Annotated in this window: 19 protein-coding genes; 12 read left to right on the top strand and 7 right to left on the bottom strand. The window is 67.8% G+C overall.

The window, feature by feature from the left end; all coding sequences use genetic code 11:
* Positions 1–58: 58 nt before the first annotated feature.
* The 3 genes from HWX87_RS07420 to yjfF are packed head-to-tail and all read left to right on the top strand — an operon-like array spanning position 59 to position 3,695.
* Positions 59–1,573, top strand: a complete 1,515-nt coding sequence (locus HWX87_RS07420; RefSeq protein WP_176046519.1) for a sugar ABC transporter ATP-binding protein — start codon at positions 59–61, stop codon at positions 1,571–1,573.
* On the top strand, positions 1,570–2,610 hold the full coding sequence (locus tag HWX87_RS07415) for an ABC transporter permease (RefSeq protein ID WP_176046518.1): 1,041 nt from the start codon (positions 1,570–1,572) through the stop codon (positions 2,608–2,610). The genes HWX87_RS07420 and HWX87_RS07415 overlap by 4 nt, the downstream gene beginning before the upstream one ends.
* On the top strand, positions 2,607–3,695 hold the full coding sequence (gene yjfF, locus HWX87_RS07410) for a galactofuranose ABC transporter, permease protein YjfF (RefSeq protein ID WP_176046517.1): 1,089 nt from the start codon (positions 2,607–2,609) through the stop codon (positions 3,693–3,695). Before HWX87_RS07415 ends, yjfF begins: the two co-directional genes overlap by 4 nt.
* A gap of 101 nt (positions 3,696–3,796) precedes the next feature.
* Here the strand turns inward: yjfF and HWX87_RS07405 are convergent, their stop codons facing one another.
* Together HWX87_RS07405 and HWX87_RS07400 are read right to left on the bottom strand one after the other, a co-directional pair.
* Positions 3,797–4,885: an aldose epimerase family protein gene (locus tag HWX87_RS07405; RefSeq protein ID WP_176046516.1), complete on the bottom strand. Its 1,089-nt coding sequence runs from the start codon at positions 4,883–4,885 to the stop codon at positions 3,797–3,799.
* 27 nt (positions 4,886–4,912) lie between these two features.
* Positions 4,913–6,106 (bottom strand): DNA-binding transcriptional regulator, encoded by a 1,194-nt coding sequence (locus HWX87_RS07400; RefSeq protein ID WP_176046515.1) that lies wholly within the window; start codon positions 6,104–6,106, stop codon positions 4,913–4,915.
* A 273-nt stretch (positions 6,107–6,379) separates the two neighbouring features.
* Here HWX87_RS07400 and xylA point away from each other — a divergent pair, with 273 nt between their 5' ends.
* The 6 genes from xylA to HWX87_RS07370 all read left to right on the top strand — a co-directional run bounded on the left by xylA (position 6,380) and on the right by HWX87_RS07370 (position 13,538).
* Positions 6,380–7,702 carry a xylose isomerase gene (xylA, locus tag HWX87_RS07395; RefSeq protein WP_176046514.1) on the top strand — a complete coding sequence of 441 codons (1,323 nt, stop codon included), beginning with the start codon at positions 6,380–6,382 and terminating at the stop codon, positions 7,700–7,702.
* 4 nt (positions 7,703–7,706) lie between these two features.
* Positions 7,707–9,185 (top strand): xylulokinase, encoded by a 1,479-nt coding sequence (xylB, locus tag HWX87_RS07390; protein ID WP_176046513.1) that lies wholly within the window; start codon positions 7,707–7,709, stop codon positions 9,183–9,185.
* 104 nt (positions 9,186–9,289) lie between these two features.
* Entirely contained in the window at positions 9,290–10,318 is a 1,029-nt protein-coding gene (gene xylF / locus HWX87_RS07385; protein ID WP_176046512.1) for a D-xylose ABC transporter substrate-binding protein, read from the top strand.
* Positions 10,319–10,378: 60 nt separating this feature from the next.
* Positions 10,379–11,938, top strand: a complete 1,560-nt coding sequence (gene xylG, locus HWX87_RS07380; RefSeq protein WP_176046511.1) for a D-xylose ABC transporter ATP-binding protein — start codon at positions 10,379–10,381, stop codon at positions 11,936–11,938.
* Positions 11,935–13,170, top strand: coding sequence for a sugar ABC transporter permease (locus HWX87_RS07375; RefSeq protein WP_176046510.1), 1,236 nt, complete (start codon positions 11,935–11,937; stop codon positions 13,168–13,170). The genes xylG and HWX87_RS07375 overlap by 4 nt, the downstream gene beginning before the upstream one ends.
* Before the next feature lie 74 nt (positions 13,171–13,244).
* A complete protein-coding gene (locus HWX87_RS07370; protein ID WP_347880172.1) occupies positions 13,245–13,538 on the top strand; it encodes a hypothetical protein in 294 nt (97 codons plus the stop codon).
* Positions 13,539–13,713: 175 nt separating this feature from the next.
* Here HWX87_RS07370 and HWX87_RS07365 read toward each other — a convergent pair whose 3' ends face one another.
* The 3 genes from HWX87_RS07365 to HWX87_RS07355 all read right to left on the bottom strand — a co-directional run bounded on the left by HWX87_RS07365 (position 13,714) and on the right by HWX87_RS07355 (position 18,839).
* Positions 13,714–15,672: a phosphatase PAP2 family protein gene (locus HWX87_RS07365; RefSeq protein ID WP_176046508.1), complete on the bottom strand. Its 1,959-nt coding sequence runs from the start codon at positions 15,670–15,672 to the stop codon at positions 13,714–13,716.
* A 336-nt stretch (positions 15,673–16,008) separates the two neighbouring features.
* Complete coding sequence (locus tag HWX87_RS07360; RefSeq protein WP_176046507.1) at positions 16,009–17,529, bottom strand: GGDEF domain-containing protein; 1,521 nt, start codon at positions 17,527–17,529, stop codon at positions 16,009–16,011.
* Positions 17,530–17,792: 263 nt separating this feature from the next.
* Positions 17,793–18,839 (bottom strand): LacI family DNA-binding transcriptional regulator, encoded by a 1,047-nt coding sequence (locus tag HWX87_RS07355; protein WP_176046506.1) that lies wholly within the window; start codon positions 18,837–18,839, stop codon positions 17,793–17,795.
* Between the two features lie 273 nt (positions 18,840–19,112).
* On the opposite strand from HWX87_RS07355, the gene HWX87_RS07350 reads away from it, so the two are divergent.
* The 3 genes from HWX87_RS07350 (at position 19,113) to HWX87_RS07340 (ending at position 22,059) form a co-directional block, all read left to right on the top strand.
* The gene (locus HWX87_RS07350; RefSeq protein WP_176046505.1) at positions 19,113–20,486 is read left to right on the top strand and encodes an MFS transporter; all 1,374 of its coding nucleotides are present in this window, start codon (positions 19,113–19,115) and stop codon (positions 20,484–20,486) included.
* Positions 20,487–20,524: 38 nt separating this feature from the next.
* On the top strand, positions 20,525–21,685 hold the full coding sequence (locus HWX87_RS07345; protein WP_176046504.1) for a mandelate racemase/muconate lactonizing enzyme family protein: 1,161 nt from the start codon (positions 20,525–20,527) through the stop codon (positions 21,683–21,685).
* Between the two features lie 197 nt (positions 21,686–21,882).
* Positions 21,883–22,059, top strand: coding sequence for a hypothetical protein (locus HWX87_RS07340; protein WP_176046363.1), 177 nt, complete (start codon positions 21,883–21,885; stop codon positions 22,057–22,059).
* 60 nt (positions 22,060–22,119) lie between these two features.
* Here the strand turns inward: HWX87_RS07340 and HWX87_RS07335 are convergent, their stop codons facing one another.
* Together HWX87_RS07335 and HWX87_RS07330 are read right to left on the bottom strand one after the other, a co-directional pair.
* Positions 22,120–24,468: a sensor histidine kinase gene (locus tag HWX87_RS07335; RefSeq protein ID WP_176046503.1), complete on the bottom strand. Its 2,349-nt coding sequence runs from the start codon at positions 24,466–24,468 to the stop codon at positions 22,120–22,122.
* The gene (locus tag HWX87_RS07330; protein WP_176046502.1) at positions 24,461–25,294 is read right to left on the bottom strand and encodes a response regulator; all 834 of its coding nucleotides are present in this window, start codon (positions 25,292–25,294) and stop codon (positions 24,461–24,463) included. Before HWX87_RS07330 ends, HWX87_RS07335 begins: the two co-directional genes overlap by 8 nt.
* Between the last annotated feature and the right edge of the window lie 932 nt (positions 25,295–26,226).

Below are 26,226 nucleotides of genomic sequence, written 5' to 3'. Positions count from 1 at the left end.
CACGGGGCGCCGCGTCGCGCCCGCCCGGACGATGGCAACCGCTTCTAGGGGAGGCTGCATGGAGAGTCCGCCGGTGGTCGAGATGATCGGCATCGACAAGTCGTTTCCGGGCGTGAGCGCGCTGCAGCGCGTGAACTTCCGGCTGTTTCCGGGCGAGATCCACGCGCTGATGGGCCAGAACGGCGCGGGCAAGTCGACGCTGATCAACGTGCTCACCGGTGTGCATGCACACGACGCGGGCGAGATTCGCGTCGGCGGCCGGCCGGTGCGCTTCGCCGCGCCGCGCGAGGCCGAGGCGGCCGGCATCCAGACGCTCTACCAGGAAGTGAACCTGTGCGCGAACCTGTCGGTTGCGGAGAACATCTTCGCGGGCCGGCAGCCGATGCGGCGCGGCGCGATCGACTGGAACGCGATCCATGCGCGCTCGCGCGCGGCGCTGGCCGAACTCGACCTGGCGCTCGACGTCACGCGCTCGCTCGATGCGTATCCGATCGCCGTGCAGCAGATGGTCGCGATCGCACGCGCCGTGTCCGTCGACGCGCGCGTGCTGATCCTCGACGAACCGACGTCGAGCCTCGACGACGGCGAGGTCGCGCGGCTGTTCGACGTGCTGCGCCGGCTGAAGGCGTCGGGTATCGCGATCCTGTTCGTCACGCATTTTCTCGAGCAGACCTATGCGGTGTCCGACCGGATCACCGTGATGCGCAACGGCGAGCGCGAAGGCGAGTATCTGGCGCGCGACCTGCCGGTCGACGCGTTGGTCGCGAAGATGACCGGCCGCGAGCGGATGTCCGACAAGTTGCAGGCGGGTGCGGCGGCGGTCGAACGTACGGCCGGCGACGCCGCGCCGTTCCTGTCGATGCGGCAGGTCGGCCGGCGTGGGATGATGAGCGCGCTCGATCTCGACGTGCGTCCGGGCGAGATCGTCGGGCTGGCCGGGCTGCTCGGCTCGGGGCGCACCGAAACCGCGCAGCTCGCGTTTGCCGCCGAGCGCGCGGACACCGGCGCGATCGAGATCGACGGCGCGCGCAAGCGGCTCGCGTCGCCGCACGATGCGGTCCGGCACGGCATCGCGTACTGTCCGGAGGATCGCAAGAAGGAGGGCATCGTCGCCGCGCTGTCGATCCGCGAGAACATCGTCCTCGCGCTGCAGGCGCGACGCGGCTGGTGGCGGCTGATCGGACGCGCGCGCCAGCGCGAGATCGCCGACACCTACATCGCCCGGCTCGGCATCAAGGCGCGCGACGCGGAGCAGCCGATCGGGCTGCTGTCGGGCGGCAACCAGCAGAAGGTGCTGCTCGCGCGCTGGCTCGCGACGGACCCGAAGCTGCTGATTCTCGACGAGCCGACGCGCGGCATCGACGTCGCCGCGAAGTTCGACATCATGGAGCGCGTGCTCGCGCTGTGCGCGACCGGGCTCGCGATCCTGTTCATCTCGTCGGAGATCGGCGAGGTCGTGCGCGTGAGCCACCGGATCGCGGTGTTGCGCGACCGGCGCAAGGTCGCCGAACTGACCGGCGCCGACGCATCCGAGGAGCACGTGTACCGGCTGATCGCGGGAGGCCAGTCATGACGTGGCTACGCACGCTGTTTCGTCATCCGCTCGCGTGGCCGGCGCTGACGCTCGCGCTGCTGTTCGCGCTCGACGTCGCGCATCGTCCGGGCTTCCTGTCGATCGCGCTGCTCGACGGCCACCTGTTCGGCGCGCCGATCGACATCCTGAACCGCGCGGCGCCGCTCGTGATCGTGTCGCTCGGGATGACGCTCGTGATCGCGACGCGCGGGATCGACATCTCGGTCGGCGCGATCGTCGCGATTGCCGGCGCGGCGGCGGCGATCGTGCTCGATGCGGACCCGTCGCGGGTCGGCGTGGCGCTCGCGGCCGCACTCGGCGTCGGGCTGCTCGCGGGCGCGTGGAACGGGCTGCTCGTCGCGTTCGTCGGGATGCAGCCGATCATCGCGACGCTGATCCTGATGGTGGCCGGGCGCGGCGTCGCGCAACTGCTGACGGGCGGCCAGATCATTCCGATCGGCGCGCCAGGCTACCTCGCGCTCGGCGGCGGGTATCTGGCGACGGTGCCGTGCTCGGTGTGGATCGCGGTCGCGACGATCGCCGCGACCGCGCTGCTGGTGAACCGCACGGCGCTCGGGCTGTTCATCCGCGCGATCGGCGTGAACCCGGTCGCGACGCGGCTCGTCGGGCTGCGCTCGGGCGCGGTCGTGTTCGGCGTGTATCTGTGCTCGGGCGTGATGGCGGCGCTGGCCGGCATCCTCGCGAGCTCGAACGTGCGCAGCGCCGACGGCAACAACGCGGGGCTGCTGCTCGAACTCGACGCGATCCTCGCGGTGACGCTCGGCGGCACGTCGCTGCTCGGCGGCCGTTTCAGCCTCGCCGGCTCGGTGCTCGGCGCGCTGATCATCCAGACGCTGACCTACACGACCTATTCGATCGGCGTACCGCCGGAGGCGACGCTCGTCGTCAAGGCGGTTGTCGTGATCGTCGTGACGCTGATCCAGTCGGAGGCGGCGCGTGCGCTTTTCGTCCGGCACGCGTCGCGGCTGCTGCCTGCCGCGCGTTCGCGAACCACCACCGGAGTGACGCCGCGATGAACCGATTCCTCGCACGGCTCGCCGACCCGCGTACGCTGCCGATCGCCGTGACGATCGTGCTGTTCGCCGCGCTGTTCGGCTTCGGGTCCGTGATGTACACGGGATTTTTCTCGATGCAGGTGCTGACGGGGCTGCTCGTCGACAACGCGTTCCTGCTGATCGTCGCGATCGGGATGACGTTCGTGATCGTGTCGGGCGGCATCGACCTGTCGGTCGGCTCGGTCGTTGCGCTGACAACGATATTCTGCGCGGTCGGCGCCGAGCGGCTGCACTGGCCCGTATGGGTGATCGTGCCGCTCGTGCTCGCGTTCGGCGCGCTGTACGGCGCGGCGATGGGCGCGCTGATCCATTACTTCCGTTTGCAGCCGTTCATCGTCACGCTGGCCGGGATGTTTCTCGCGCGCGGCGCGTGCTTCCTGATCACGACGCAGTCGATCACGATCAACGAGCCGGTGTTCCATGCGATCGCGGGCATCAGCGTGCCGGTCGGCGGCGGCACGCTGAGCGCGGGCGCGCTGATCGCGCTTGCGACGCTGGCTGTCGCGATCTACGTCGCGCATTTCACGCGTTTCGGCCGCAACGTGTATGCGATCGGCGGCAACGAGCGCTCGGCGCTGCTGATGGGCTTGCCGGTCGCGCGCACGAAGATCGGCGTGTATGCGCTCAGCGGGCTGTGCTCGGCGCTCGGCGGCGTGGTGTTCACGCTGTACGTGCTGTCGGGTTACGGGCTGCAGGCGCAGGGGATGGAACTCGACGCGATCGCCGCGACCGTGATCGGCGGCACGCTGCTCACCGGCGGCGTGGGCTACGTGGTCGGCTCGGTGTTCGGTGTCGGCATCCTCGGCACGATCCAGGTGCTGATCACGTTCGACGGCACGTTGAGCTCGTGGTGGACGCGGATCGTGATCGGCGCGCTGCTGTGCGTGTTCTGCGTGCTGCAGCGGGTGATCGAGCGGCATGCCGCACGGCGGCGCACGGGCGGCACGGGGCTGGGCGAGCGGCCGCAGCCGGCCGATGCGGCATCGGCACGGCCGGCCGGAGCGGGCGAGGACGCGGCGCTCGTATCGGCGATGCGGCGCGTGTAGCGGATCGCACGACGCGTGTCGTGCTGCGGATCAACAGGGCAGCGGCGCACGGCATAGTCGCGCCGCACCGCCGGTGCGTGTCGCAGGCGGCGCGCAACGCGTCATGCGCGAACGCCAACACGGTACTGCGTGGTCTGTCGATAGACGGTGCCCGGATGAACGATGACGTCGTCGCGCAGGCCGGCCATGTTGACCTGATCCGGGAAGCCGCCGGCTTCGACGCACAGCGCCGCATGGCGTGCGCACCGCGTGCCGCCGCTCACGCGCACGTCGTCCAGGTAGTTGCCCGTATAGAGTTGCAGGCCGCGCTGATCGGTCGACACGACCAGCTCGCGGCCGCTTTCCGGATCGTAGATGGCCGCGACCGGCCTGAGTGCATGCGTGCCGTCGCGCAGCACGAAACAATGGTCGAATCCGCGCGCCCGCGCGAGTTGCGCGTGCGGCCAGTCGAGGCGTGCGCCGAGCGGCGCGCTCTGCCGGAAGTCGAACGCCGTGCCGGTCACGTCGGCGGTGCCGGTCGGGATCAATGCGTCGTCGACTTCGAGGAACGCGTCGGCGTCGATGCTCAGCACGTGGCCGCGCACGTCGCCGCCCGCGCGGCCGCTGAGGTTGAAATAGCTGTGATTCGTCAGGTTGAGCGGCGTGGGCGCGTCGGTGACGGCGGTGTAGTCGATCGTCAGCGCGCCGTCGTCGTCGAGCGCATAACGAACCTGCACGCTCACGTTGCCCGGAAAACCCGCGTCGCCTTCGGGCGAATCGAGCTGCAGCGTCAACCCGCCGCAATCGTCGACGACGGCCCAGCGCTGCCGGTGAAAGCCGTTCGCGCCGCCGTGCAGCAGATTGCCGCACTCGTTGCGATCGAGCCGGTAGTCGACGCCGTCGAGCGTGAAGCGCGCGCCGGCGATCCGGTTCGCCCACCGGCCGATCGTCGCGCCGAGGTAGACGCCCGACTCGACGTATTCGGCGGGTGTGTCGTGTGCGAGCACGATATCGGCGAAGCGTCCGGCGCGGTCGGGCGCGAGCCACGACACGACGGTCGCGCCGAGATCGCTGATGACCACGCGCACCCCGTGCGCGTTACGCAGCGTATAGCGTCGCACCGCGTCGCCGTCGGGCAGTGTGCCCCACGGTTCGGAAGGCACGCGTGCGACGCCGGGCGCCTGGCGGGGAGAGTCGGTATCGATATGCATGGGTGGATTCGATGGGTAAGGCCGGCTTCACTGCGCGGCGGTCGTGCGTTCCTGGTATTCGCGCGGCGTGCACCCCAGTTCGCGGCGGAATACCGCGTACATGTACTGGAGCGACGTGAACCCGCAGCGGATCGCGACTTCGGCGCTCGACGCCTGCCGGCCGGCGAGCAGCGCCTGCGCCGCTTCGAGCTTGTGGCGCAGGATTTCCTGGTGCACGGTGCGCTGCAGTTCGCGCCGGAAGTGTTCCTCGAGCAGCGAACGCGACACGCCGACGTAGTCGGCGACCTGCTCAGTCTTGATGCCCTGGCACGCGTACTGACGAATGAAATGACGTGCGCGCATCACGTACGGGCTCGTGAGCGGCTGGTGGCGCGTCGATTCGAGCACGTTGATCCCGACGGGCGGCACGAGAATGCGCCGGTCGGGAAAGCGCGCGCCGCGCAGCATCTGGTGCAGCAGGTGCGCGGCGGTCCGGCCCATTTCCTCGGTGCCCTGGATCACGGACGACAGCGGGATGCGCGTCAGCGTGCGCGTGAGCGGATCGTTGTCGATGCCGATGATCGCGACCTGTTCCGGCACCGCGAGACCAGCGATCAGGCACGCCTGCAGCAGGTGCCGCGCGCGCGCGTCGGTCACCGCGATGATGCCGACGGGTTTGGGTAGCGCGTGCAGCCAGTCGATCAGCTGCTCGATCGCGTGGTTCCATGCCGATGCGCTCGTCGACAGCCCGCGGTAGATCGGCGCGTCGAGCCCGTCCGCGCGCGCGAACCGGTCGAACGCCAGCTCGCGCTGCTGCGCCCAGCGGTTCTGCTGCGCGACGGGCAGGCTGTACATCGCGAAGTGTGCGAGCCCTGCGCCGATCAGGTGCGTGTACGCGAGCGACACGAGTTTCGCGTTGTCGGTCGCGATATACGGCACACCATCCGGGTACTGCGCCGGATCCTCGTAAGACGAGCCGAGCGCGACGACCGGCAGCGGCGAGCCGGCGAGCGCGTCGGCGACAGCCGGATCGTCGAAGTCGGCAATGATGCCGTTGCCGTCGAAATGCTCGATGCCGGCGAGCCGGCAGCGGAAGTCGTCTTCGAGGAACAGGTCCCACACCACGCGCGTCGAGCGCAGGTACTGGCCGATGCCGCTGATGATCTCGCGGTCGTAGACCTTGTTGGCGTTGAACAGCAGCGCGATGCGGTGCGGTGTCTGGCTGGAAGGGGCGCGGGTCATCTCGGTCTCGAGGCGCGCACCGGGCGGGGCGTCGCGCCGTTGTCTCCGGGGGCGCGGGCGGCGCCGCGCGGTTGTCGGGTTTGTCTGGTGTCCGGCGATTGTAGGACGGAACGCAAGCCGTGCGCAGTGTGCTGGCAAGAAACGTTAAGCATCCTGCGCAATTTCGCAATTGCAGGCGCGGGGGCACGCGGGCACGATCCAGCCAGATCGAATTCGGCCCGCACGCCAACGCGCCGCGCGCCGCACTGCAACAAGAAACCGGACGGAGACGCCATGTCGTATTTCGAACAGATTCCCGCAATTCGCTATGAAGGTCCGCAATCGGACAACCCGCTTGCCTACCGTTATTACGACCGCACGAAGCGGGTGCTCGGCAAGACGCTCGAGGAGCACCTGCGCATCGCGGTGTGCTACTGGCATACGTTCGTGTGGCCGGGCCACGACATCTTCGGCCAGGGCGCATTCCGGCGGCCATGGCAGCAGCCGGGCGACCCGCTCGAGCGCGCACGACTGAAGGCGGATGCGGCGTTCGAGTTCTTCACGAAGCTCGGCACGCCGTTCTATACGTTCCACGACACCGACGTCGCGCCGGAGGGCGACAGCCTGCGCGAGTACGTCGAGAACTTCGCGCGGATGACGGACTATCTGGGCGAGCGTCAGCAGGCCACGGGCGTGCGGCTGCTGTGGGGCACCGCGAACCTGTTCTCGCATCCGCGCTTCGCGGCGGGTGCGGCGACCAACCCGAATCCCGACGTGTTCGCGTGGGCGGCGACCCAGGTGCGCCACGCACTCGACGCGACGCATCGGCTCGGCGGCGAGAACTACGTGCTGTGGGGTGGCCGTGAAGGCTACGAGACGCTGCTCAATACCGATCTCGTGCGCGAACGCGAGCAGTTCGCGCGCTTCCTGTCGATGGTCGTCGAGCACAAGCACCGGATCGGGTTCAAAGGCGCGCTGCTGATCGAGCCGAAGCCGCAGGAACCGACCAAGCACCAGTACGACTACGACGTCGCGAGCGTGCACGGTTTCCTCACACAATACGGATTGCAGAATGAAATCCGCGTGAACATCGAGGCGAACCACGCGACGCTCGCCGGCCATTCGTTCCATCACGAGATCGCGAACGCGTTCGCACTCGGCGTGTTCGGCAGCGTCGATGCGAATCGCGGCGATCCGCAGAACGGCTGGGACACCGACCAGTTCCCGAACAGCGTCGAGGAGCTGACCCTCGCGTTCTACGAGATCCTGCGTCACGGCGGCTTCACCACCGGCGGCATGAACTTCGACGCGAAGGTGCGACGCCAGAGCGTCGATCCGGAAGACCTGTTCCATGGCCATGTCGGCGCGATCGACGTGCTCGCGCTGGCCGTCGAGCGCGCAGCCGTGCTGGTCGAGCACGACCGGCTCGACGCGCTGCGCCGGCAGCGCTACGCGCAGTGGGACAGCGCATTCGGCCGCGAGATCCTGTCGGGCGGCTACACGCTGGAGGCGCTCGCCGCCGACGCGCTCGCGCGCGGCGTGAACCCGCAGCATGCGAGCGGCGGGCAGGAGCGGCTCGAGAACATCGTGAACCAGGCCATCTACGGGTTGCGCTGACGCCATGTACATCGGAGTCGACCTCGGTACGTCGGGCGTGAAGGCCGTGCTGCTCGACCGCGATGGCGCGGTGCGGGCCAGTGCGAGCCGGCCGCTGGCGGTAAGCCGGCCGCGGCCGCGCTGGTCCGAACAGGCGCCGCGCGACTGGTGGGAGGCGGCGTGCGGCACGCTGGCGGCGCTCGTCGCCGATGCGCGCGCGGCCGGTATCGATCCGCGCGATATCGAGGCGCTCGGCCTGACCGGCCAGATGCACGGTGCGACGCTGCTCGATGCACGCGGCGACGTGCTGCGCCCCGCGATCCTGTGGAACGACGGCCGCGCGGATGCAGAGTGCGCGGAACTCGAGCGGCTCGCGCCCGCGCTGCGTGCCGTCGCCGGGAATCTCGCGATGCCGGGCTTCACCGCGCCGAAGCTGCTGTGGGTGCGCCGTCATGAGCCGGACGTATTCGCGCGGATCGCCCATGTGCTGTTGCCGAAGGATTATCTGCGCTACCGGTTGACCGGCGCGTTCGCGACCGATCCGTCGGATGCGGCGGGCACGCTGTGGCTCGATGTCGCGAAGCGCGATTACGACGACGCGCTGCTCGCCGCATGCGGGCTGTCGCGCGCGCAGGTGCCCGCCGTGTTCGAGGGCAACCGCGTCACCGGCATGCTGCTGCCGGCCGTCGCGCGCGCGCTCGGGTTGCGCGACATCCCCGTCGTCGCGGGCGGGGGCGACAACGCGGCCGGGGCGGTGGGCGTCGGCATCGTGCGGCCTGGCGATGCACTGCTGTCGCTCGGCACGTCGGGCGTCTATTTCGCGGTGTCGGACGGTTTTCGCGCGAATCCCGAATCGGCGGTTCACAGTTTCTGTCATGCATTGCCGCGCACCTGGCACTTGATGTCGGTGATGCTGAACGCGGCCGGCTGCGTCGATTTCACCGCGCAACTGGCCGGCTACGACGGCGTTGCCGCGCTGCTCGCCGACGCGGAAGCGAACGCGCGCGCGAACCGGCCGTGGTTCCTGCCTTACCTGAGCGGCGAGCGCACGCCGCACAACGACGTGAATGCGAAGGGCGTGTTCTACGGGATGACGCCCGACACGCAGCGTGCGGATCTCGCGAACGCGACGCTCGAAGGGGTCGGCTTCGCGCTGCTCGACGGGATCGACGCGCTGCATGCGGCCGGCCTCGCGCCCGACGGCATCACGGTGATCGGCGGCGGCTCGCGCAGCGCGTACTGGACGCAGATGCTGGCCGACCTGAGTGGCCGTGCGCTGACCTTGCGCGCCGGCGGCGAAGTCGGCCCGGCGCTCGGCGCCGCGCGGCTCGCGCATCTCGCGCTCGAACCCGACGCGCCGCTCGACGCGGTGTGCCCGCAGCCGCCGGTCGTCGCGGTACGGGAGCCCGACATGGCGCGCCACGCGTGGTATCGCGACGCGCGCAGGCCGACGTTTCGCGCGCTGTATCGGGCGCTCGAACCGGTGTTTGCGGCAGGTGCGTGACCCGCCGCACGAAACCGTGCCGCGCGGTAGCAAGACGATGGGCGACCGGCTTCGGCGGCCGCCCGGCGTTCGTGGAGTGGTCCAATAAAGAGAGGAATGGAGACATGAAATCCGTGAAACGTCGTACCGTATTGAGCTCGCTTGCCGGTGCCGCCGCGCTGACGATCCTGACGCTGGGCGCACCGCTCGCGCATGCGAGCAAGGACAAGCCGGAAATCGGCTTCTGCATCGACGACCTGCGCGTCGAGCGCTGGTCGCGCGACCGCGACTACTTCGTGGCCGCCGCCACCAGGCTCGGCGCGAAAGTGTCCGTGCAGTCCGCGGACGCGAGCGAGGAGCGGCAGATCTCGCAGATCGAGAACCTGATCTCGCGCGGCGTCGACGTGATCGTGATCGTCCCGTTCAATTCGAAGACGCTCGGCAACGTGGTCGCCGAAGCGCGCAAGGCCGGCATCAAGGTGGTGTCGTACGACCGGCTGATCCTCGACGCCGACGTCGATGCGTACATCTCGTTCGACAATCAGAAGGTCGGCGAACTGCAGGCGCAGGGTGTCGTCGACGCGAAGCCGAAAGGCAACTATTTCCTGCTCGGCGGCGCGCCGACCGACAACAACGCGAAGATGCTGCGCGAAGGGCAGTTGAAGGTGCTGAAGCCGGCGATCGATCGCGGCGACATCAAGGTCGTCGGCCAGCAGTGGGTGCCGGAGTGGAGCGCGTCGACCGCGTTGCGGATCGTCGAGGATGCGCTGACCGCGAACAACAACAAGATCGACGCGATCGTCGCGTCGAACGACGGCACCGCGGGCGGCGCGATCCAGGCGCTCGCCGCGCAGCACCTGGCCGGCAAGGTGCCGGTGTCCGGGCAGGATGCCGATCTCGCCGCGGTCAAGCGCGTGATCGCCGGCACGCAGACGATGACCGTCTACAAGCCGCTCAAGCTGATCGCGAGCGAAGCGGCAAAGCTTGCGGTGGATCTCGCGAAGGGCACGAAGCCCGCGTTCAACGCGCAATACGACAACGGCAAGAAGAAGGTCGATACGGTGCTGCTGCAGCCGACGCTCCTGACCAAGCGCAACGTCGACGTCGTCGTGAAGGACGGCTTCTACACTCAGGCGCAACTGGCGAGCCAGTAACGGCGCGGCGCGCGGGCGGCCCACCGGCGTGTCCGCGCGCACACTGCGAGGCATGAGCGAATGACCGAACCCTTGCTGACGATGCGCGGCATCGTCAAGGAATTCGACGGCGTGAAGGCGCTGGACGGCATCGACCTGATGGTGCGGCCGGGCGAGTGCGTGGGGCTGTGCGGCGAGAACGGCGCAGGCAAATCGACGCTGATGAAGGTGCTGTCGGGCGTGTATCCGCACGGCACGTGGGATGGCGAGATCCGCTGGGAGGGTGCACCGCTCGTCGCGTCCGGCGTGCGCGACACCGAGCGCGCGGGCATCGTGATCATCCACCAGGAACTGATGCTCGTGCCCGAGCTGTCGGTGGCCGAGAACATCTTTCTCGGCAACGAGATCACGCTGCCGGGCGGGCGCATGAACTATGCGGCGATGGTGCAGCGCGCCGAGGCACTGCTGCACGAACTGCGGATCGACTCGATCAACGTCGCGCAGCCGGTGATGAACTACGGCGGCGGCCACCAGCAGCTGATCGAGATCGCGAAGGCGCTGAACAAGCGCGCGAAGCTGTTGATCCTCGACGAGCCTTCTTCGTCGCTGAGCGCGTCCGAAACGCGCATCCTGCTCGACATCGTGCGCGACCTGAAGCGCCGAGGCGTCGCGTGCGTATACATCTCGCACAAGCTCGACGAGGTCGAGGCGGTGTGCGATACGGTGACGGTGATCCGCGACGGCCGCCATGTCGCGACCGCGCCGATGCGTGCGCTGACGACCGACCGGATCATCGCGATGATGGTCGGCCGCGAGATCCGCGACCTGTATCCGCGCGAGCCGCACGAGATCGGCGACGTCGTGCTGGAAGCGCGCAACGTCACCTGTCGCGACGTGACGAATGCGCACCGCAAGCGGGTGGACAACGTGTCGTTCAGCGTGCGGCGCGGCGAGATCCTCGGCGTCGCGGGGCTCGTCGGCGCGGGCCGTACGGAGCTGATGCAGGCGATCTTCGGCGCGTATCCGGGCGCGTGCACGGCGACCGTGCTGATGAACGGCCGGCCGCTGTCGATCCGCACGCCCGCCGATGCGATTCGCGCCGGCATCGCGATGGTGCCCGAGGACCGCAAGCGTCACGGCATCGTGCCGCAGCTCGGTGTCGGCCACAACATCACGCTGGCGGTGCTGCGGCGCTTCGCGGCACGCGGGCGGATCGACGCGGCCGCCGAACTGGACACGATCCGCACAGAGATGCAGCGGCTGTCGGTGCGCGCCGCGCATCCGTTCCTGCCGATCGCGAGCCTGTCCGGCGGCAACCAGCAGAAGGCCGTGCTCGCGAAGATGCTGCTGGCCGAGCCGCAGGTGCTGATTCTCGACGAGCCGACGCGCGGCGTCGACGTCGGCGCGAAGGCCGAGATTTACCGGCTCGTGTTCGCGCTCGCGAAGCGCGGCGTCGCGCTGATCGTCGTGTCGTCGGAAATGCCCGAGGTGCTCGGGCTCGCCGATCGCGTGCTGGTGATCGGCGAAGGGGAGTTGCGCGGCGACTTCGTCAATGACGGCCTCACGCAGGAACAGATCCTCGGCGCCGCGCTCAAATCCGGCCGGCGGCCGACCGAACCCACCGCAGAGAGTGCGACATGAATTCCGAACTTTCTTCTTCTACCCCGGCGACGCAGGACGCGGATGCGCGCCGTTCAAGCGATCACGACACGGGGCGCCCGGCGGGTCGCGCAACCGGCAGTCGGCTTCGCCAGATATTCGTGCGCTACAAGATCCTCGCGCTGCTGCTCGCGGTCGCGGCGATCTGGGCGTTCTTCTCGGTGCTGACCGACGGCGCATTCGTCACGCCGCGCAACGTGTCGAACCTGCTGCGGCAGATGTCGATCACCGGCATGCTCGCATGCGGGATGGTGTTCGTGATCATCGCGGGCGAGATCGACCTGTCGGTCGGCTCGCTGCTCGGGCTGCTTGGCGGCGTCGCGGCGATCCTCGACGTGAACCGTCATTGGCCCGTCGCCGCGACGGTGCCGGCGGTGCTCGCGCTCGGCGTGCTGATCGGGCTCTTCAACGGCTGGTGGTCGACCTACCGGCGCGTGCCCTCGTTCATCGTCGGGCTCGGCGGAATGCTCGCGTTTCGCGGGATTTTGCTCGGCGTGACGGGCGGCTCGACGATCGCGCCGGTGTCCGACGGCTTCGTGTTCCTCGGGCAGGGCTACCTGCCGCGCGTGGCCGGGGATGGCCTCGCGCTGCTGCTGTTCGCGCTCGTCGCGCTGCTGGTCGTGCGTCAGCGCGGCACGCGGCGCCGCTACCGGCTCGCGGTCGCGCCGCTGTGGCAGGACGTCGTCAAGATCGCGGGCGCGGGTGCGGTGCTGTTCGCGTTCGTTGCGACGCTGGATCGCTATGGCGGCATTCCGGTGCCGGTGTTGTTGCTGCTCGCGCTGCTCGGCATCTTCTCGTGGATCGCGACGCAGACCGTGTTCGGGCGGCGCATCTATGCGGTGGGCTCGAATCTCGAGGCGACACGGCTGTCAGGCGTCGATACCGACCGCGTGAAGCTCGCGATCTTCGCGCTGATGGGGCTGATGTGCGCGTTCGCCGGCATCGTAAACACCGCGCGGCTCGCGGCCGGCTCGCCGTCCGCAGGCACGATGGGCGAACTCGACGCGATCGCCGCGTGCTTCATCGGCGGGACGTCGATGCGCGGCGGCTCGGGCACCGTGTACGGCGCGCTGATCGGCGCGCTCGTGATGGCGAGCCTCGACAACGGCATGTCGATGCTCGACGTCGACGCGTACTGGCAGATGATCGTCAAGGGTGCGGTACTGGTGCTGGCGGTGTGGATCGACGTGGTGTCGCGGTCGAACCGGCGATGAGGCGGCGCGCCTCGGTCGTTCGTCAACGAGAGGTGGACATGAAACGGAACACGGTGCCGATGCCAGGGATCTCCATGCTGCCGGCGTCGCCGCTTGCGACGCCGGTCGTCGACTACGACCACGGCGTCGCGCTCGGCTTGGGCGATCCGCGCGACCGCCGCGTCATCGCGGATGCGCTGCGCACGCTGTTGCGCGAGCGCTCGGAAGCGCTCGCGTTCGCGATGCGCGTGGCGGACGAGCACGATCGTCCGAGGCCGGACGCGAACGATTTCGCGCTGACCGACATCATCCGGATCGCGCGCATCGTCGAGCGCGCGGAGCGATACGGCGACGCGATGAACGAGGCCGCGTCCTCGGGCGCTCGCTGACACACGAGGGGCGCGATCCGGCTGCGAAGGAGACCCTGCGGATGCTCGCCGAGACACGCGCCCGTGCGCCGGCACCCTGTGCCGAGGTGAACCGGCGGCAGGGCGGCGCTCGGTCGTTTCGCATGGAAGCCGCCGCCGGTCGGCGGCGACTTCGCTGGATCGGTACCGCCGCCGGTTACGCCGCCGACAGCACGATCGACACCCCCGTCGCCGTATAAACCGGCGTCGCCTTGAAACCGTCGACGGTCACCGTCGCGAATTTCGCCGCACCCGCTGCCGCGTCGATCAGTGCGATGGTGTCGCCGGCTTTCGGCGCATAACCGTTGACGAACTTCACGTGCAGCGTGCCGCCTGCGATGGTGAACGCGCCGCCCACGCGCAGCCGTCCGCCGCCGTTGCCGTCGATGTCGAGTTCGAGCGTCGTGCCGTCGAGCTGCGTATAGCGCGTCGCGATCGTGACGGGCGCACCCGCCGCGATCCTGACGCCGCCGCCGGCGCCGACATACACGTCACCGTTGCCGAACGCCGTCGCGGACGCGGCGGCGAGCGTGCCGCCGCTGACCTGCGTGCCGCCCGTATAGCTGTTGTTGCCCGCCAGCGTCAGCGCGCCGCTGCCTTGCAGCGTCAGCTTGCCGGCGCCTGTGATGTCGTTGCGCCACAGGTCGGCCGCGTTGAGGCCGCCCTTCGACGCATCCATTGCGACGATCACGTTGCCGTTGAATGCGCCGTAACCGTCGGCGGCCGCGAACAGGTTCAGCCGGCCCCAGCCTTCCGCATCGTCCATCACCGGATAGCCGGACGGCAGTTCGGTGGTCTTCAGCACGACGCGCCGCTGATCCGCGCCCAGGTACGGGAAACGCGTCTGCAGCAGGATCTCCGCCCCCTTCGGCACGACCGGCGGCGCGCCGGTCGCGTCGAGCGCGCCGAAGCCGTAGGTCATGCGGCGCGCGAAGGCCGCCTTGTTCGTCGTGTAATCGGCGAAGCGGTCGGTTGCCGTCGTGCCCGAGCGCGCGAATGCCGGGAATGTCGAATCGGTCGTGCCGGTGAGCTGCTGCAGCGTCTGGTGCGCCTGGCCGTAGGCAGCCTGCGCGTCGTTCGCGTACGCCGCGAGATTGGCCGCGCTGACGGCCAGCGCGAGCATGCGCCCGCCGATCACGTCGAGCGGCGAGTGCATGCCGGCGAGGATGCGGTTCTCGCCGAGTTCGAGGCCGCGGCTGACCATTTCCTGGAAGCGCTCCGGCACGAGCCACGCCATCGTCACGGCGTCGCGCATCGCTTCGGCCTGGTGGCCGCTGATGAACCCGCCGTCGGTCGCGGGCGTCGTGCTTTCCGCGGGGACGAGCGTGGGATCGACGACGACGCTCGTGCTCCAGCGGTGCGGCCGCGCATATTTGTAGAAGCGCTTCGCGGGTTCGGTCGACGCGTTGTTGCCCATCTCGTTGAGCAGGTCGACGACTTTCCCGAAGCTCGCGTTCGCGCTGCCGCCCACACCCACGTTGTTGCCCGAGTCGTTGTACAGGACGGTCGTCGCGTCGGCCGGCACGCTGGTGATGCTGGTCGTCTGCTGCGCGGCGGTGCGCCACGCGGAGGTGAGCGGCCCCATGCCGTCGGTCACGCTGTAGCCCTTGCCGCGCCGGTCGTCGTAGTACGCGGCGTCGGCTTGCTGCGGCGTGCGCGCGGTCGTCGCGTTGACCACGTATTGCACGTTCGCCTGCAGCACCGCGTCGTTCAGGCTCGTGCCGCACGGCGTGCCGTTGCCGGGCAGCCCGGTGCAGGTCGATGGCGAAATGGCCGGAAACGCGCCGTTGGCCGGCGCGCTCACGCCCGCATCGACGAGCATCGTCGACGGCTGCCACAGGTCGAGGAAGCGGCTGACCACGCGCACCGCGGCGTTCGTCGACAGCGTCGCGTAGCGGGCGTCGCCGCGCTGGTTGGTCGCGACGTTGTCGACGAAGGCGGGCACGCTCGGAACCGGCGCATTGTCGACGAAACCGGGATCGGCCGGCGGCGCCGGCATGGCCGCACTGGTCGGGGTGGTCGACGCGACATCGTCGCCACCGCCGCACGCGGCGAGAACGATCGCACTCGACAGCGCGGCGACATGCAGCGGGAAACGGCTTCGTGACGCAAACATGCAAGACTCCATCCTGATGGTCGAAGATGGCGAATTGTGGTGACGATTCGTTACGCAGCCGTTAAGGATTTGTTGCGCGCCGTGCTCGGTGCACGAAAATTCCCACTATCTGGTTAATTTCTGCTACTGAACATGGCGAATGCCATTTTCGACGTGCCTGGGACGGGTATGCGGTGGCGTGCCGCTATGTGCCGGCCAGGCGCATGGATGGAAAATCGGGCGACCTCGATATCGAAAGCGATCCCTATTGCCGGAACGACACGTGACAGGTCCGCGGCCCAGGGCAATCGTTCGTGTGCAACCTGCGGCCCGGAACCGCGACTCGACCCATGGCCGTCATGCCGAGCGCACGAGCGGCTCCGTTTCCTCGCAACATACCCGGTTTCTGCCTTCGCGCTTCGCACGATAAAGCGCCATGTCCGCCTGATGCGACAGCGCGTGCACGGAGGCGGGGCGTGCGCGATGGCCTGTCGCGCAGCCGATGCTGACGGTGAAGGGCGGAACGGCTTCCTCGAATCCGTCGAGCCGGTTGCGTTCGACCTCGCGGCGAATCGCCTCCGCGACCTTCGCGGCACCGCGTTCGTCGGTGTCGGGCAGCACCGCGACGAACTCTTCGCCGCCGTAACGCGCGGCGAGGTCGCCGCGCCGCTGCGTGTGCGTGCGGATGCATTCGGCGAGAAAGCACAGCGCTGTGTCGCCCTGCGCGTGCCCGTATCGGTCGTTGTACTGCTTGAAGTGGTCGGCATCGATGAACAGCACCGACAGGCTGCCGTCGTGGCCGCGCTGGAGCCGTTCCCATTCGTCGGCCAGCGCGACGTCGAGCGCACGGCGGTTGTGCAGGCCGGTCAGCGGATCGGTGCGTGTGAGGCCGGTGAGCAGCGTCTGCTTGCGAAGGTTGTCCCGCAACGCGAAGGCAAGCAGCCAGACGACCGCGCAGAAAAGCGCGCAGAGCAGCGACGCCGACACGCCGACCGACCACGACATCCGGATGAAGCCGGCCAGCACGTCGCCTTCGGCCGGAGCGACGACCGCGATCAGCGGTGTGCCGGGTACCCGCTGGAACGTATAGAGCCGCAACGTTCCGTCGATGCGCGAATACGCCGCGTAGAAGCCCGAGTCCTGGTTCAGCATGCGATCGAAGGTGTTCGACCGACTCAGGCGGATCATCTGGTGATCGCTCACCGGCGGATTGCGGGCGAGGATGGTGCCGTCCGCGCGCAGGATCGCGCTGATGCCGTGCGGCCCGACGTTCAGCCGGGACAGCAGCTGATCGAAATAGGCGAGGTCGATCGCGACCACCGCAATTCCGCCGAACGTGTGATCCGGCCGTTCGATGCGCCGGGAAAGCGCGATCGATTCCGTGCCGCCGCGCGAGCGCGCACGATAGGCCTCCGATACGTACAGGCCGACATCAGGCGAATCGCGATGGACCTTGAAATAGTCGCGATCGCCGAAGTTCCAGTGGTGGGACGGGCCGCAACACGCGTCGATCAGCTGGCCGTCGCGGTCCGTCACGCCCATCCCCGTCACGTATTGCGCGGCCGCGCGCTGGAACAGCAGGTCGTGCCGCAGCCCGGCGTCCATGCGCCGCACCGCCGGCTTGCCGAGATCGGCTGAGAGTGCGATCAGCGCGTTGTTGGACGTTTCGACGGTTCGCGCGATCTCGCTGACCAGCACGGCGGCGACATTGCGCGAGGTTTCGTGCGCGTGCTCGACGACCTCGCTTCTCGTGGCCCAGAGCGTGACCGCGCTGATGCCGATCGCCGCGAGCGACATCAGCGTGCCCAGCGCGCCGACGGCAAGATGGTTTCGTCCCGCCCAGTCGGCGATTTTCTCGATGGAGGTGGATGCGGACATGCTGGCGCTCGTACGGGGAGGCCCGGCGCGATGAACCGGGCTGCGCTGAAATCCGGGTTAACGGCAGGTCATCCGCGAAATCGAGGCTCGCATGCAACGCAATTGGGCGGGGGCGGCACGCAAACGTGTGCGTCCGACATCGCTCGACAGGGCGCGTAGCGGAAAGCGCGAGCCGGCGAGCAGATTGCGCCGGCGGCGAAACCGGGAGCGGGAAAATGCGCGACGAGTGCCGCGCGCGCCTGCCCGTCGACGATCCGCCGCCCTCAGGCGCTTTGCCGATCGACGATCGTGAAGCCCGTATCGATGCGCACCTTGTTCGCGGGCGCGCCGGGCTGCGCGTCGACCGCAAGGCGCGCGAGCAGCGCCTCGGCTGTCTTCGCGCCGATCGTCGTGCCGTCGATGCGTACCGTCGACAACGAAGGATGGACATGTGCAGCGGTGGAGAGATCGCCGAAGCCCATCACGGCAAGATCGCGCGGTACGTCGAGCCCTCGGCTGGCGGCCTCGGCCAGCACCCCTTGCGCGAGCGTATCCGAGCTGCAGACGACGACGTCCGGCGCCGCTGTCGCCAGCATCCGGCGGAGTCCCTCGCGGCCGGCCTGCAATGTCGCCGGCGCGGGCAGGACTTCGAATGCGGGCGGCGCGAGGCCTTGCCGGGCCAGCTCCAGCTTCACGCTTTCGCACCGGCGCAAGCCGCGCGGATCGTCGACCGACACGATGCCGAAGCGCTTGTATCCTTTGCCGACCAGATGGCGCGTCACGTCGGTGCCGACCTGTTCGTGCGAGAACCCGATCATCATGTCGATCGGCTTGTCGGTGAGGTCCCAGATTTCGACGACCGGAATATTCGCTTTCGACAACCGCTTGATCGTGGCCCGCGTGTGGTTCGTGCCCGCCAGCACGATGCCGTCGGGCCGGCGTCCGAGAATGGCTTCGACGAGCGCCTCCTCGCGTGCCTTCGAATATGCGGTCAGGCCGAGCAACGTCTGGTATCCCGACGCGGCGAGGCCGTCCATGATCGCCTGGACCGTGTCGGCGAAGATCGAGTTCGCGATCGTCGGCAGCAGGATGGCCACGAGCCGGCTCCGATTGCTTGCCAGGCCGCCGGCGAGCAGGTTCGGCACATAGCCGGTCGCGCGCACGGCATCGAGCACCTTCTTCTGCGTGTCGCTGCGAACGAGTTCCGGACGATTGAGCGCGCGCGATACGGTCATCGGCGCGACGCCCGCCACCCGTGCGACGTCGATCAGCGTCACGCTTCCAGTTGCGTCGGCCACGTCGGCCGGACGGCGTACGTTCTTTTTTGACATCTCCATGCGTCCTGCGTTGGTCGGTTCTCACGTCGCTGCGCGGGCGGGCCGGGTTTCGTCGACATCGTGCGGCGGAACGGGCGGGGTCCGCACCAGACCGGCATTAGAGCACGAAGCCGGGCGTCGCCGGGGAAACAGGGCGGCAGCGCCCGGCGCCCGGGCATCGGTGTAAACGATGATGATTGCGCAATCATTTCTGCGTTGAATGATTGCGCAATCATTGTATGATCCTGTTCACCGACACGAGATGCATCGAACATCAAGGAGACGACAGTGACAACCGACCCGCGCGCCGGCAGGCGAACGAACGTCCGATGGTTCATCCTCGCGATGATCTTCATCGTTACGGTGTTCAACTACGTCGACCGCGCGACGTTGTCGATCGCGGCGCCCAGCATGCGCCACGACCTCGGTTTCGACGCACTGACGATGGGGATCGCGTTCTCGGCGTTCGGGTGGGCCTATACGGCGCTGCAGATCCCGGGCGGGCTGGTCCTCGACCGGTTCGGCGCGCGGCTCGTGCTCGGCGTGAGCCTGATCGTCTGGTCGGCGCTCACGTTCGTGCAGGGCTACGTGCATCTGTTCGCGTCCGCGTTCGCCGCGCTGTTCGCGTTGCGGTTCCTGATGGGGGTGGCGGAGGCGCCGGCGTTCCCGTGCAACAGCCGGCTCACGGTGATGTGGTTTCCGAACGCGGAGCGGGGGCTCGCCACGTCGATCTTCCAGCTGGCGCAGTACTTCGCGCTCGCGGTGTTCACGCCGGTGATGACCTATACGGTCAGCCGCTGGGGCTGGCACTACGTGTTCTTCACGACGGGCGCGGTCGGCGTGCTGATCGGGCTCTGGTGGCTGAAGGCGGTTCGGGAGCCGCGGCGCGACCATCGCGTGAACGCGGCCGAGCTCGACTACATCGCGTCCGGCGGCGGGCTGCCGGCGATGGGCGACAGCCCGCGGCCGTTCAAGTGGCGCGAGGCCGGCGCGATCGCGGCCAACCGGATGATGATCGGCATCTACATCGGGCAGTTCTGCCTGACGTCGATCACGTGGTTCTTCCTCACGTGGTTTCCCACGTACCTGATCGAAGCGAAGGGCATGTCGATCCTCAAGGTCGGTCTCGTCGCGTCGCTGCCGGCCATCGCGGGGTGCGTCGGCGGCCTGATCGGCGGCCTGTGGTCCGACTGGATGCTCAAGCGCGGCTTCAGCCTCACGGTCGCGCGCAAGACGCCGATCATCAGCGGCCTCGTGCTGTCCAGCACGATCGTGGCCGCGAACTACGTCCATTCGACCGCGATCGTCATTCTGGTGATGTCCATCGCGTTCTTCGCGAAGGGCGTCGGCAATCTGGGCTGGTGCATCGTCGGCGACGTGTCGCCGAAGCACGCGATGGGCATCAGCGGCGGCATCTTCAATTTCTGCGGCAACCTCGCGAGCATCGTCACGCCGCTCGCGATCGGCTGGATGATCGAGCGCACCGGCACGTTCGAGGTCGCGCTCACGTATGTCGCGGCGCTTTCCCTGCTCGGTGCGTTCTCGTATCTCTTCATCGTCGGCAAGCTCGAACGGATCGAAGGCGATGCATCCGATCCGGCGACCGCGGACGCCGCTGCGCCGGTCGCGCCGGCCGCGCTGAAGCCGACGCGCGGCAACTGAACGCACGTACCGATTTTTCTTCTGCAAGGGTCTTGTTCATGAATACCTCGTCTTCCCTCGTTTCCGGCACGTCGAACGACCGGATCAAATGGATTCGTGTCGCGTCGACGTTGCTGCCGCTGGCCAATCCGATCAGCGACGCGAAAGTGCTGACCGGCCGGCAGAAGCCGATGACGGAAATCGCGATCCTGTTCGTCGAGATCGAAACCGCCGACGGTCACCGCGGCCTCGGCTTCAGCTACTCGAAGCGGGCGGGCGGCCCCGGCCAGTTTGCCCATGCGAAGGAGATTGCGCCGACGCTGCTCGGCGAGGATCCGAGCGACATCGCGCGCCTGTGGGACAAGCTCGCGTGGGCCGGCGCATCGGTCGGCCGCAGCGGCATCGCGGCACAGGCGATCGGTGCGTTCGACGTCGCGCTGTGGGACCTGAAGGCGAAGCGCGCGAACCTGTCGCTGGCCAAGTTGCTCGGCGCGCATCGCGATTCGGTGCGCTGCTACAACACGTCCGGCGGGTTTCTGCATACGCCGCTCGATCAGTTGCTGGTCAACACGGATGCGTCGCGCGAGAAAGGTATCGGCGGCATCAAGCTCAAGGTCGGGCAGCCGGATTGCGCGCTCGATATCCATCGCGTGCAAACCGTGCGCCGGCATCTGGGCGATGCGTTTCCGTTGATGGTCGATGCGAATCAGCAGTGGGACCGGCCCACCGCACAACGCATGTGCCGCACGTTCGAGCAGTTCGGGCTGGTCTGGATCGAGGAGCCGCTCGACTGCTACGACGCGGAAGGCCATGCGGCACTGGCCGCGCAATTCGACACGCCGATCGCGACCGGCGAGATGCTGACCAGCGTGTCCGAGCACTGGGAATTCATCCGGCTACGCGCGGCCGACTACCTGATGCCGGACGCGCCGCGCGTCGGCGGCATCACGCCGTTTCTGAAAGTGGCGGCGCTGGCGGATCACGCAGGTCTGATGCTGGCCCCGCACTTCGCGATGGAACTGCACGTGCATCTGGCCGCGTGTTATGCGCGCGAACCGTGGGTCGAGCATTTCGAATGGCTCGAACCGCTGTTCAATGAACGACTCGAAACCCGCGACGGCCGGATGATCGTCCCGACGCGCCCGGGGCTGGGCCTGACGCTCAGCGATCGCGTCGCGGGCTGGACGGTTGATGCGGCGGAATCGGGAACGCGGGCCTGATGCGGTGTCGGCGATGTCGCCGTGTGGCGGCGGGGGCTTGTCCCTTGCCGTCCCGCATGGGGCGGCCCGCATGAGGCGGCCCGCGGCCGAGACCGGTGGATATACGGTGGCGCCGCAATAGCGGCGGTCTGAGTCTACGGCGACTCGGCGAAGGCGGTGCTCCGCGTCTGCGCCTCCGCGTATCCAGATCCCGGGTCATGGTCGCCAGCGGTTTGCGCGCGATGCTCGGCATCCTGGCCTTCTTCGATTACGCCGATATGGCCATTGCCGGCGTTGTTCACGAGTGCGTCGTCTGGCCGAAGCGCCGATTCGTTCCGGCGCGGGTGCGCCGCGTGACGGAGTGCTTTGCGAGGGCGCTGCCGCAGTGCGTTTGAGCAGACGGCATCATGCCGCACGGCCCGGCGCCGCGCGACCGGTGCTCGCGCCACACGCGATCAAGCAGGCCCGGCCGCGTCCGCCTCGTTGTCGAACGAAGCATCCGCGACACGCGCACGTTTGAGCGAGCCGGCCAGCTTCTCGATCGCGTGCAAGTCCAGCGTATCGAGATGCTCGCGCACGTGCTGCACGAAGGCCTCGTAATCCGGCGCATCCGCAACCTGACCGAGCCATTCCTCGATATCGGTGAGCCGCCCGTCGCGGGCGAGCAGGATCAGTTCGTCGAGCGCATCGTCGGGCGGGCCATCCATCGCGGGCGCGACACGTTCCGGCCCGGCTTCGTCGCCCGGATGAAACCGCCGCACGAGTTCCGACGCCGGCACGAGCGCATGCCCGACGGCCGGTGCGACGATCGCGAACGAGAACGCCGTGCCGACGCCCGGCTGGCTCGCGACGGCCAGTTCGCCGCCCATCGCGCCGACGATGCGCTGCGCGATGAACAGGCCGAGCCCGGTTCCGCCGTTGACGGCCTGCACCTGCTGGTACGCGCGAAAGATGCCGCGGGTGCCGCTGATGTCGATGCCGATGCCCGTATCGGCGACCTCGAACAGCAGACGCCATGCGTCGCCTTCGCGCGACGCATGCACCGACAGCGTGACCGTGCCGTCGCGCGTGAACTTCGATGCGTTCGACAGCAGGTTCAGCAGCACCTGCTGCAGCCGCATCCCGTCGATCGACATCGTGCGCGGCAGCGGCGTGGCCGGACGGTACACGAACCGGTTGTCCTGCTGCGCGCACAGCGCGAGTGCATAGTGGGCGATGTCGTCGAGCAGGCCGGGCAGGTCGGTCGCGTCGGGCGACACGCCGAGCGGCTGCAGTTCGGCCTTCGTGAACGCGAGCAGTTCGTCGATCAGCGTGAGCTGGTAGCGGATGCTCCGGTCGATCGAGCGAATCAGCCGCGCCTGGCCGAGCGTCGCGCCTTGCAGCAGCAGTTTCGCGTAACCGTTGATCGTGGACAGCGGCGCACGCAGGTCGTGGCTGACATAGCCGAGCGTCTCGATCTTCTGCTGCATGTGGGTGGTGACCTGCTGCAGCGCGTCGTTGAGCGCGACCGTGCGTCTGGCGACTTCGTCGCGCAGGCGATCCTGTTCGGTGAGCTGCCAGTGTTCGAGCCGCTTGCGCGCCTCGGTGCGCTGACGGCCCACGTGGTGGATCCACGCGGCCAGCACCAGCAGGTGCGTGGCAAGCCCGACGATCGCGATGACGGGGTTCGGATAGATGTCGGACTTCAGCCAGGACAGCACGGGCGGCAGCGCGTTCATGCCGTCGAGTACGCGGATCAGCATGTTGAAGGTGGCAATCGCAATCGCGATCAGCATCACGCGGCCGGTCGGCGTCCGGCGGATCGCGAGCAACAGCGCGAGGCTGATGTTGACGATCCCCAGCACCGCGTTCAGCCGCAGGCAGAACCACGTGAAGGTCAGCAGGTCGCCGCATGCGGCGCCGGCCATGCCGATGCATTCGAGCGCGAGGAATGCCATGTAGACCGCGCGCATCGGCAGCCTGGCCTGCTCGCGCCGGGCGACCATCAGGATGAAGGCGATGAAGCACGCGACCGCCACGTACGCGAAGATCACCTCACCGCGCGCGGACCATTCACGCAGCGCGGGCGGCAACGCCATTGCCGTATAGCCGCGGTACGCCGCTTCGAACAGCGTCGTGCCCAGCGCAAGCGCGGCCAGCACGTAGAACACGCCGCTGCGCGAAAAGAATCCGATCAGCAGCGCGCACCACACGAGCGCGAGCAGCCCGCCGAAGAAACCGAAGTCCCACATCGTCGCGCGCCGTTCCAGCGCATCCCATGCCGCACGTGTGAATGCCGCCGGCGCGAGCCGCATTTCCTTGCGTGACGTGACGCGGATCAGCACGGGGAGGCTTTCGCCGGCGGGCAGCGTGACGTCGAGTGCGGGGTAGCGCGAGGGCTGCCCGGCTGCATCGCCGCCGGAGTCGGCGGCCGGGAAACGGCTGGCGAGCGCCCACCGGCCGTTCTGGTCGACATAGAAGTCGGCATGGTCGACGCGCGCGTCACGAATTACCAGCACCAGCGGGCGGTCGGCGCTGTCACGGTTGACCAGCGTCGCGCGGACCCACCATGCCGACCGCGAGAACTCGATGTTGAACGTCGATGCGCCTGCCGCGGCCGCGCGTTGAACCGGCTCGGCGATGCGCGCGGCGACCTGTTCGGCGGTCATCGTCGCGCTCGCGTCCTCGAACACCGACACGGCTTCCAGTTGCGCGGGGTTCGGCGTCGATGCCGCGCGGGCCGTCGCGCAGGTGACGGCCAGTGCCATCAGAAGCAGCAGCACCGCGCGCCACCCGGCTGCCCGCGCCGCGTCGCGCCTACGCATCGGGATGATGCCCGCCGGGTGTGGGCGGCGCGTCGACCGCATGGCGCTGGCGCCGCCAGTCGGACGGCGTGATGCTGAAGCGCTCGCGGAACGCCGTCGCGAAATTGCCGGGCGTGGAGAAGCCGATTTCCTCGGCGATGTCGCCGATCCCCATCGACGTCTCCGCTAGGAAATGCATCGCGGCGCGCAGGCGCGTGTCGCGCAGGTACTCGAACACGGTCTGGCCGAGCTGGTCGCGGAACACGCGCGACAGCCGCTTTTCGTGCGTGCCGACCTGCCGGGCCAGATCCTCGAGCGCCGGCGGATGGCGCAGGTCGCGCAGCAGGACCTCGGCCGCCGCGCGCACGAGGGCCGCATCCGCGTTGTCGGGCATCTCGGGCAGGTGCGCGAACGGCTGGTTGCGCCGCGCGCGCTTCAGGTGGTTGCGGATCCGGGCCAGCACTTCGGTCGGCTCGAACGGCTTGACGATGTAGTCGATCGCGCCGGTTTCGAGCCCCGCGATGCGATCCTCGAGATCGCCCGCGGCCGTCAGGATGATGACCGGGATGGATTGCGTGGACGGCGTCGACGCCAGCAGCCGGCAGGCAGCGAAGCCGTCCATGCGCGGCATGCGGACATCCATCAGGATCAGGTCGGGCGCGATCGCCTGGGCGCGGTGATACGCCTGCAGCCCGTCGAACGCGACGCTGATCCGGCATCGCGCGGCACGCAGGATTTCGGTCAGGAGCCGCAGGTCGTTCGGGCGATCGTCGACGACGAGAATATGTGCGTCTCCGAGATCCGGCGTGGTGCGTGGCGGCGCCGAACTGGACGAGCGGGATGACATGGTGGCGGACGCGGTGGAAGGGTGGTCGGTCGGATTGAAAGCATCGCTTTCTGCTCAATTGTTGCGAAAAATTATATGTCGACAACAGTACCGATTGTGAGGATTCCGTGCGGCCTGTGTGGGCATATCCGGCAGGTCGCTGCGCGGTTTCGGCACCGATGTTCGGCCGAACGAAATGAGAGTGGAAAAACATGCCGAATTGAATTTTAATATCGGTCTTTATTTCCGGATTTTATCGATTGAAAAATTGAATTGGCCCGAAGGATAAGTTCGGGTTGATTGTGTCGAGAGACGATGCCTTTCAATGTGAAATGGATGGGTCGAGTCAGCCCTGATTCGGTGAATGCCTTTTGTTTTGTTGGTCAAGCGTTATTCCCGTAAAAACCGGATTTCTAACCGGAGCGTATGAATGTAAATATCGTCCGCTCGGGAAAAGCTTTTTTCCGTTCTGGAAAAGGTTTGTTTGAACGGATACCTGCACACTAGACCCGGAGCGGCTGGAATCGGTTCTTCGAGGGGAACGGTTTTGCGTGGATTCCCTGCCGCTGCCATATTCGGATGACGCGATATTCAATGTGACATCGAATGATGGCAATTCTCAGGATATGGGAATGCGATGGCGGACAAGAAAATTGGCACGAGGGTAATACAAATTTCATAATTTTCCGAATGTGTTCGTATACAAGATAAGCGGAAAAATTGTGAGGTTGGTCAGGGTGTGACGCATCGACTGGAAAAATCGTCAAGAAAATTCGACCGATCAATTCGATGCGGGGGTCGTTCGGCAAGTCAAGCGCTATTTCCGGAAATCCGGAAAGGCGTTTGACTGTCGGCGGAGAGGGTGAGCGGCTGCGCGTGCAGCCCGGCGGTCTGATCCGTCCGGGCGCGATCGCGCGGCGCGTTCTCGAATCAGGCGGGCACGAAAAACATGA

Source organism: Burkholderia sp. BCC1644 (assembly GCF_902833225.1).
In the GTDB taxonomy this organism is placed as follows: domain Bacteria; phylum Pseudomonadota; class Gammaproteobacteria; order Burkholderiales; family Burkholderiaceae; genus Burkholderia.
Note: the sequence above shows the minus strand (reverse complement) of the source record. Positions and strands in the feature narration are given on the sequence as shown.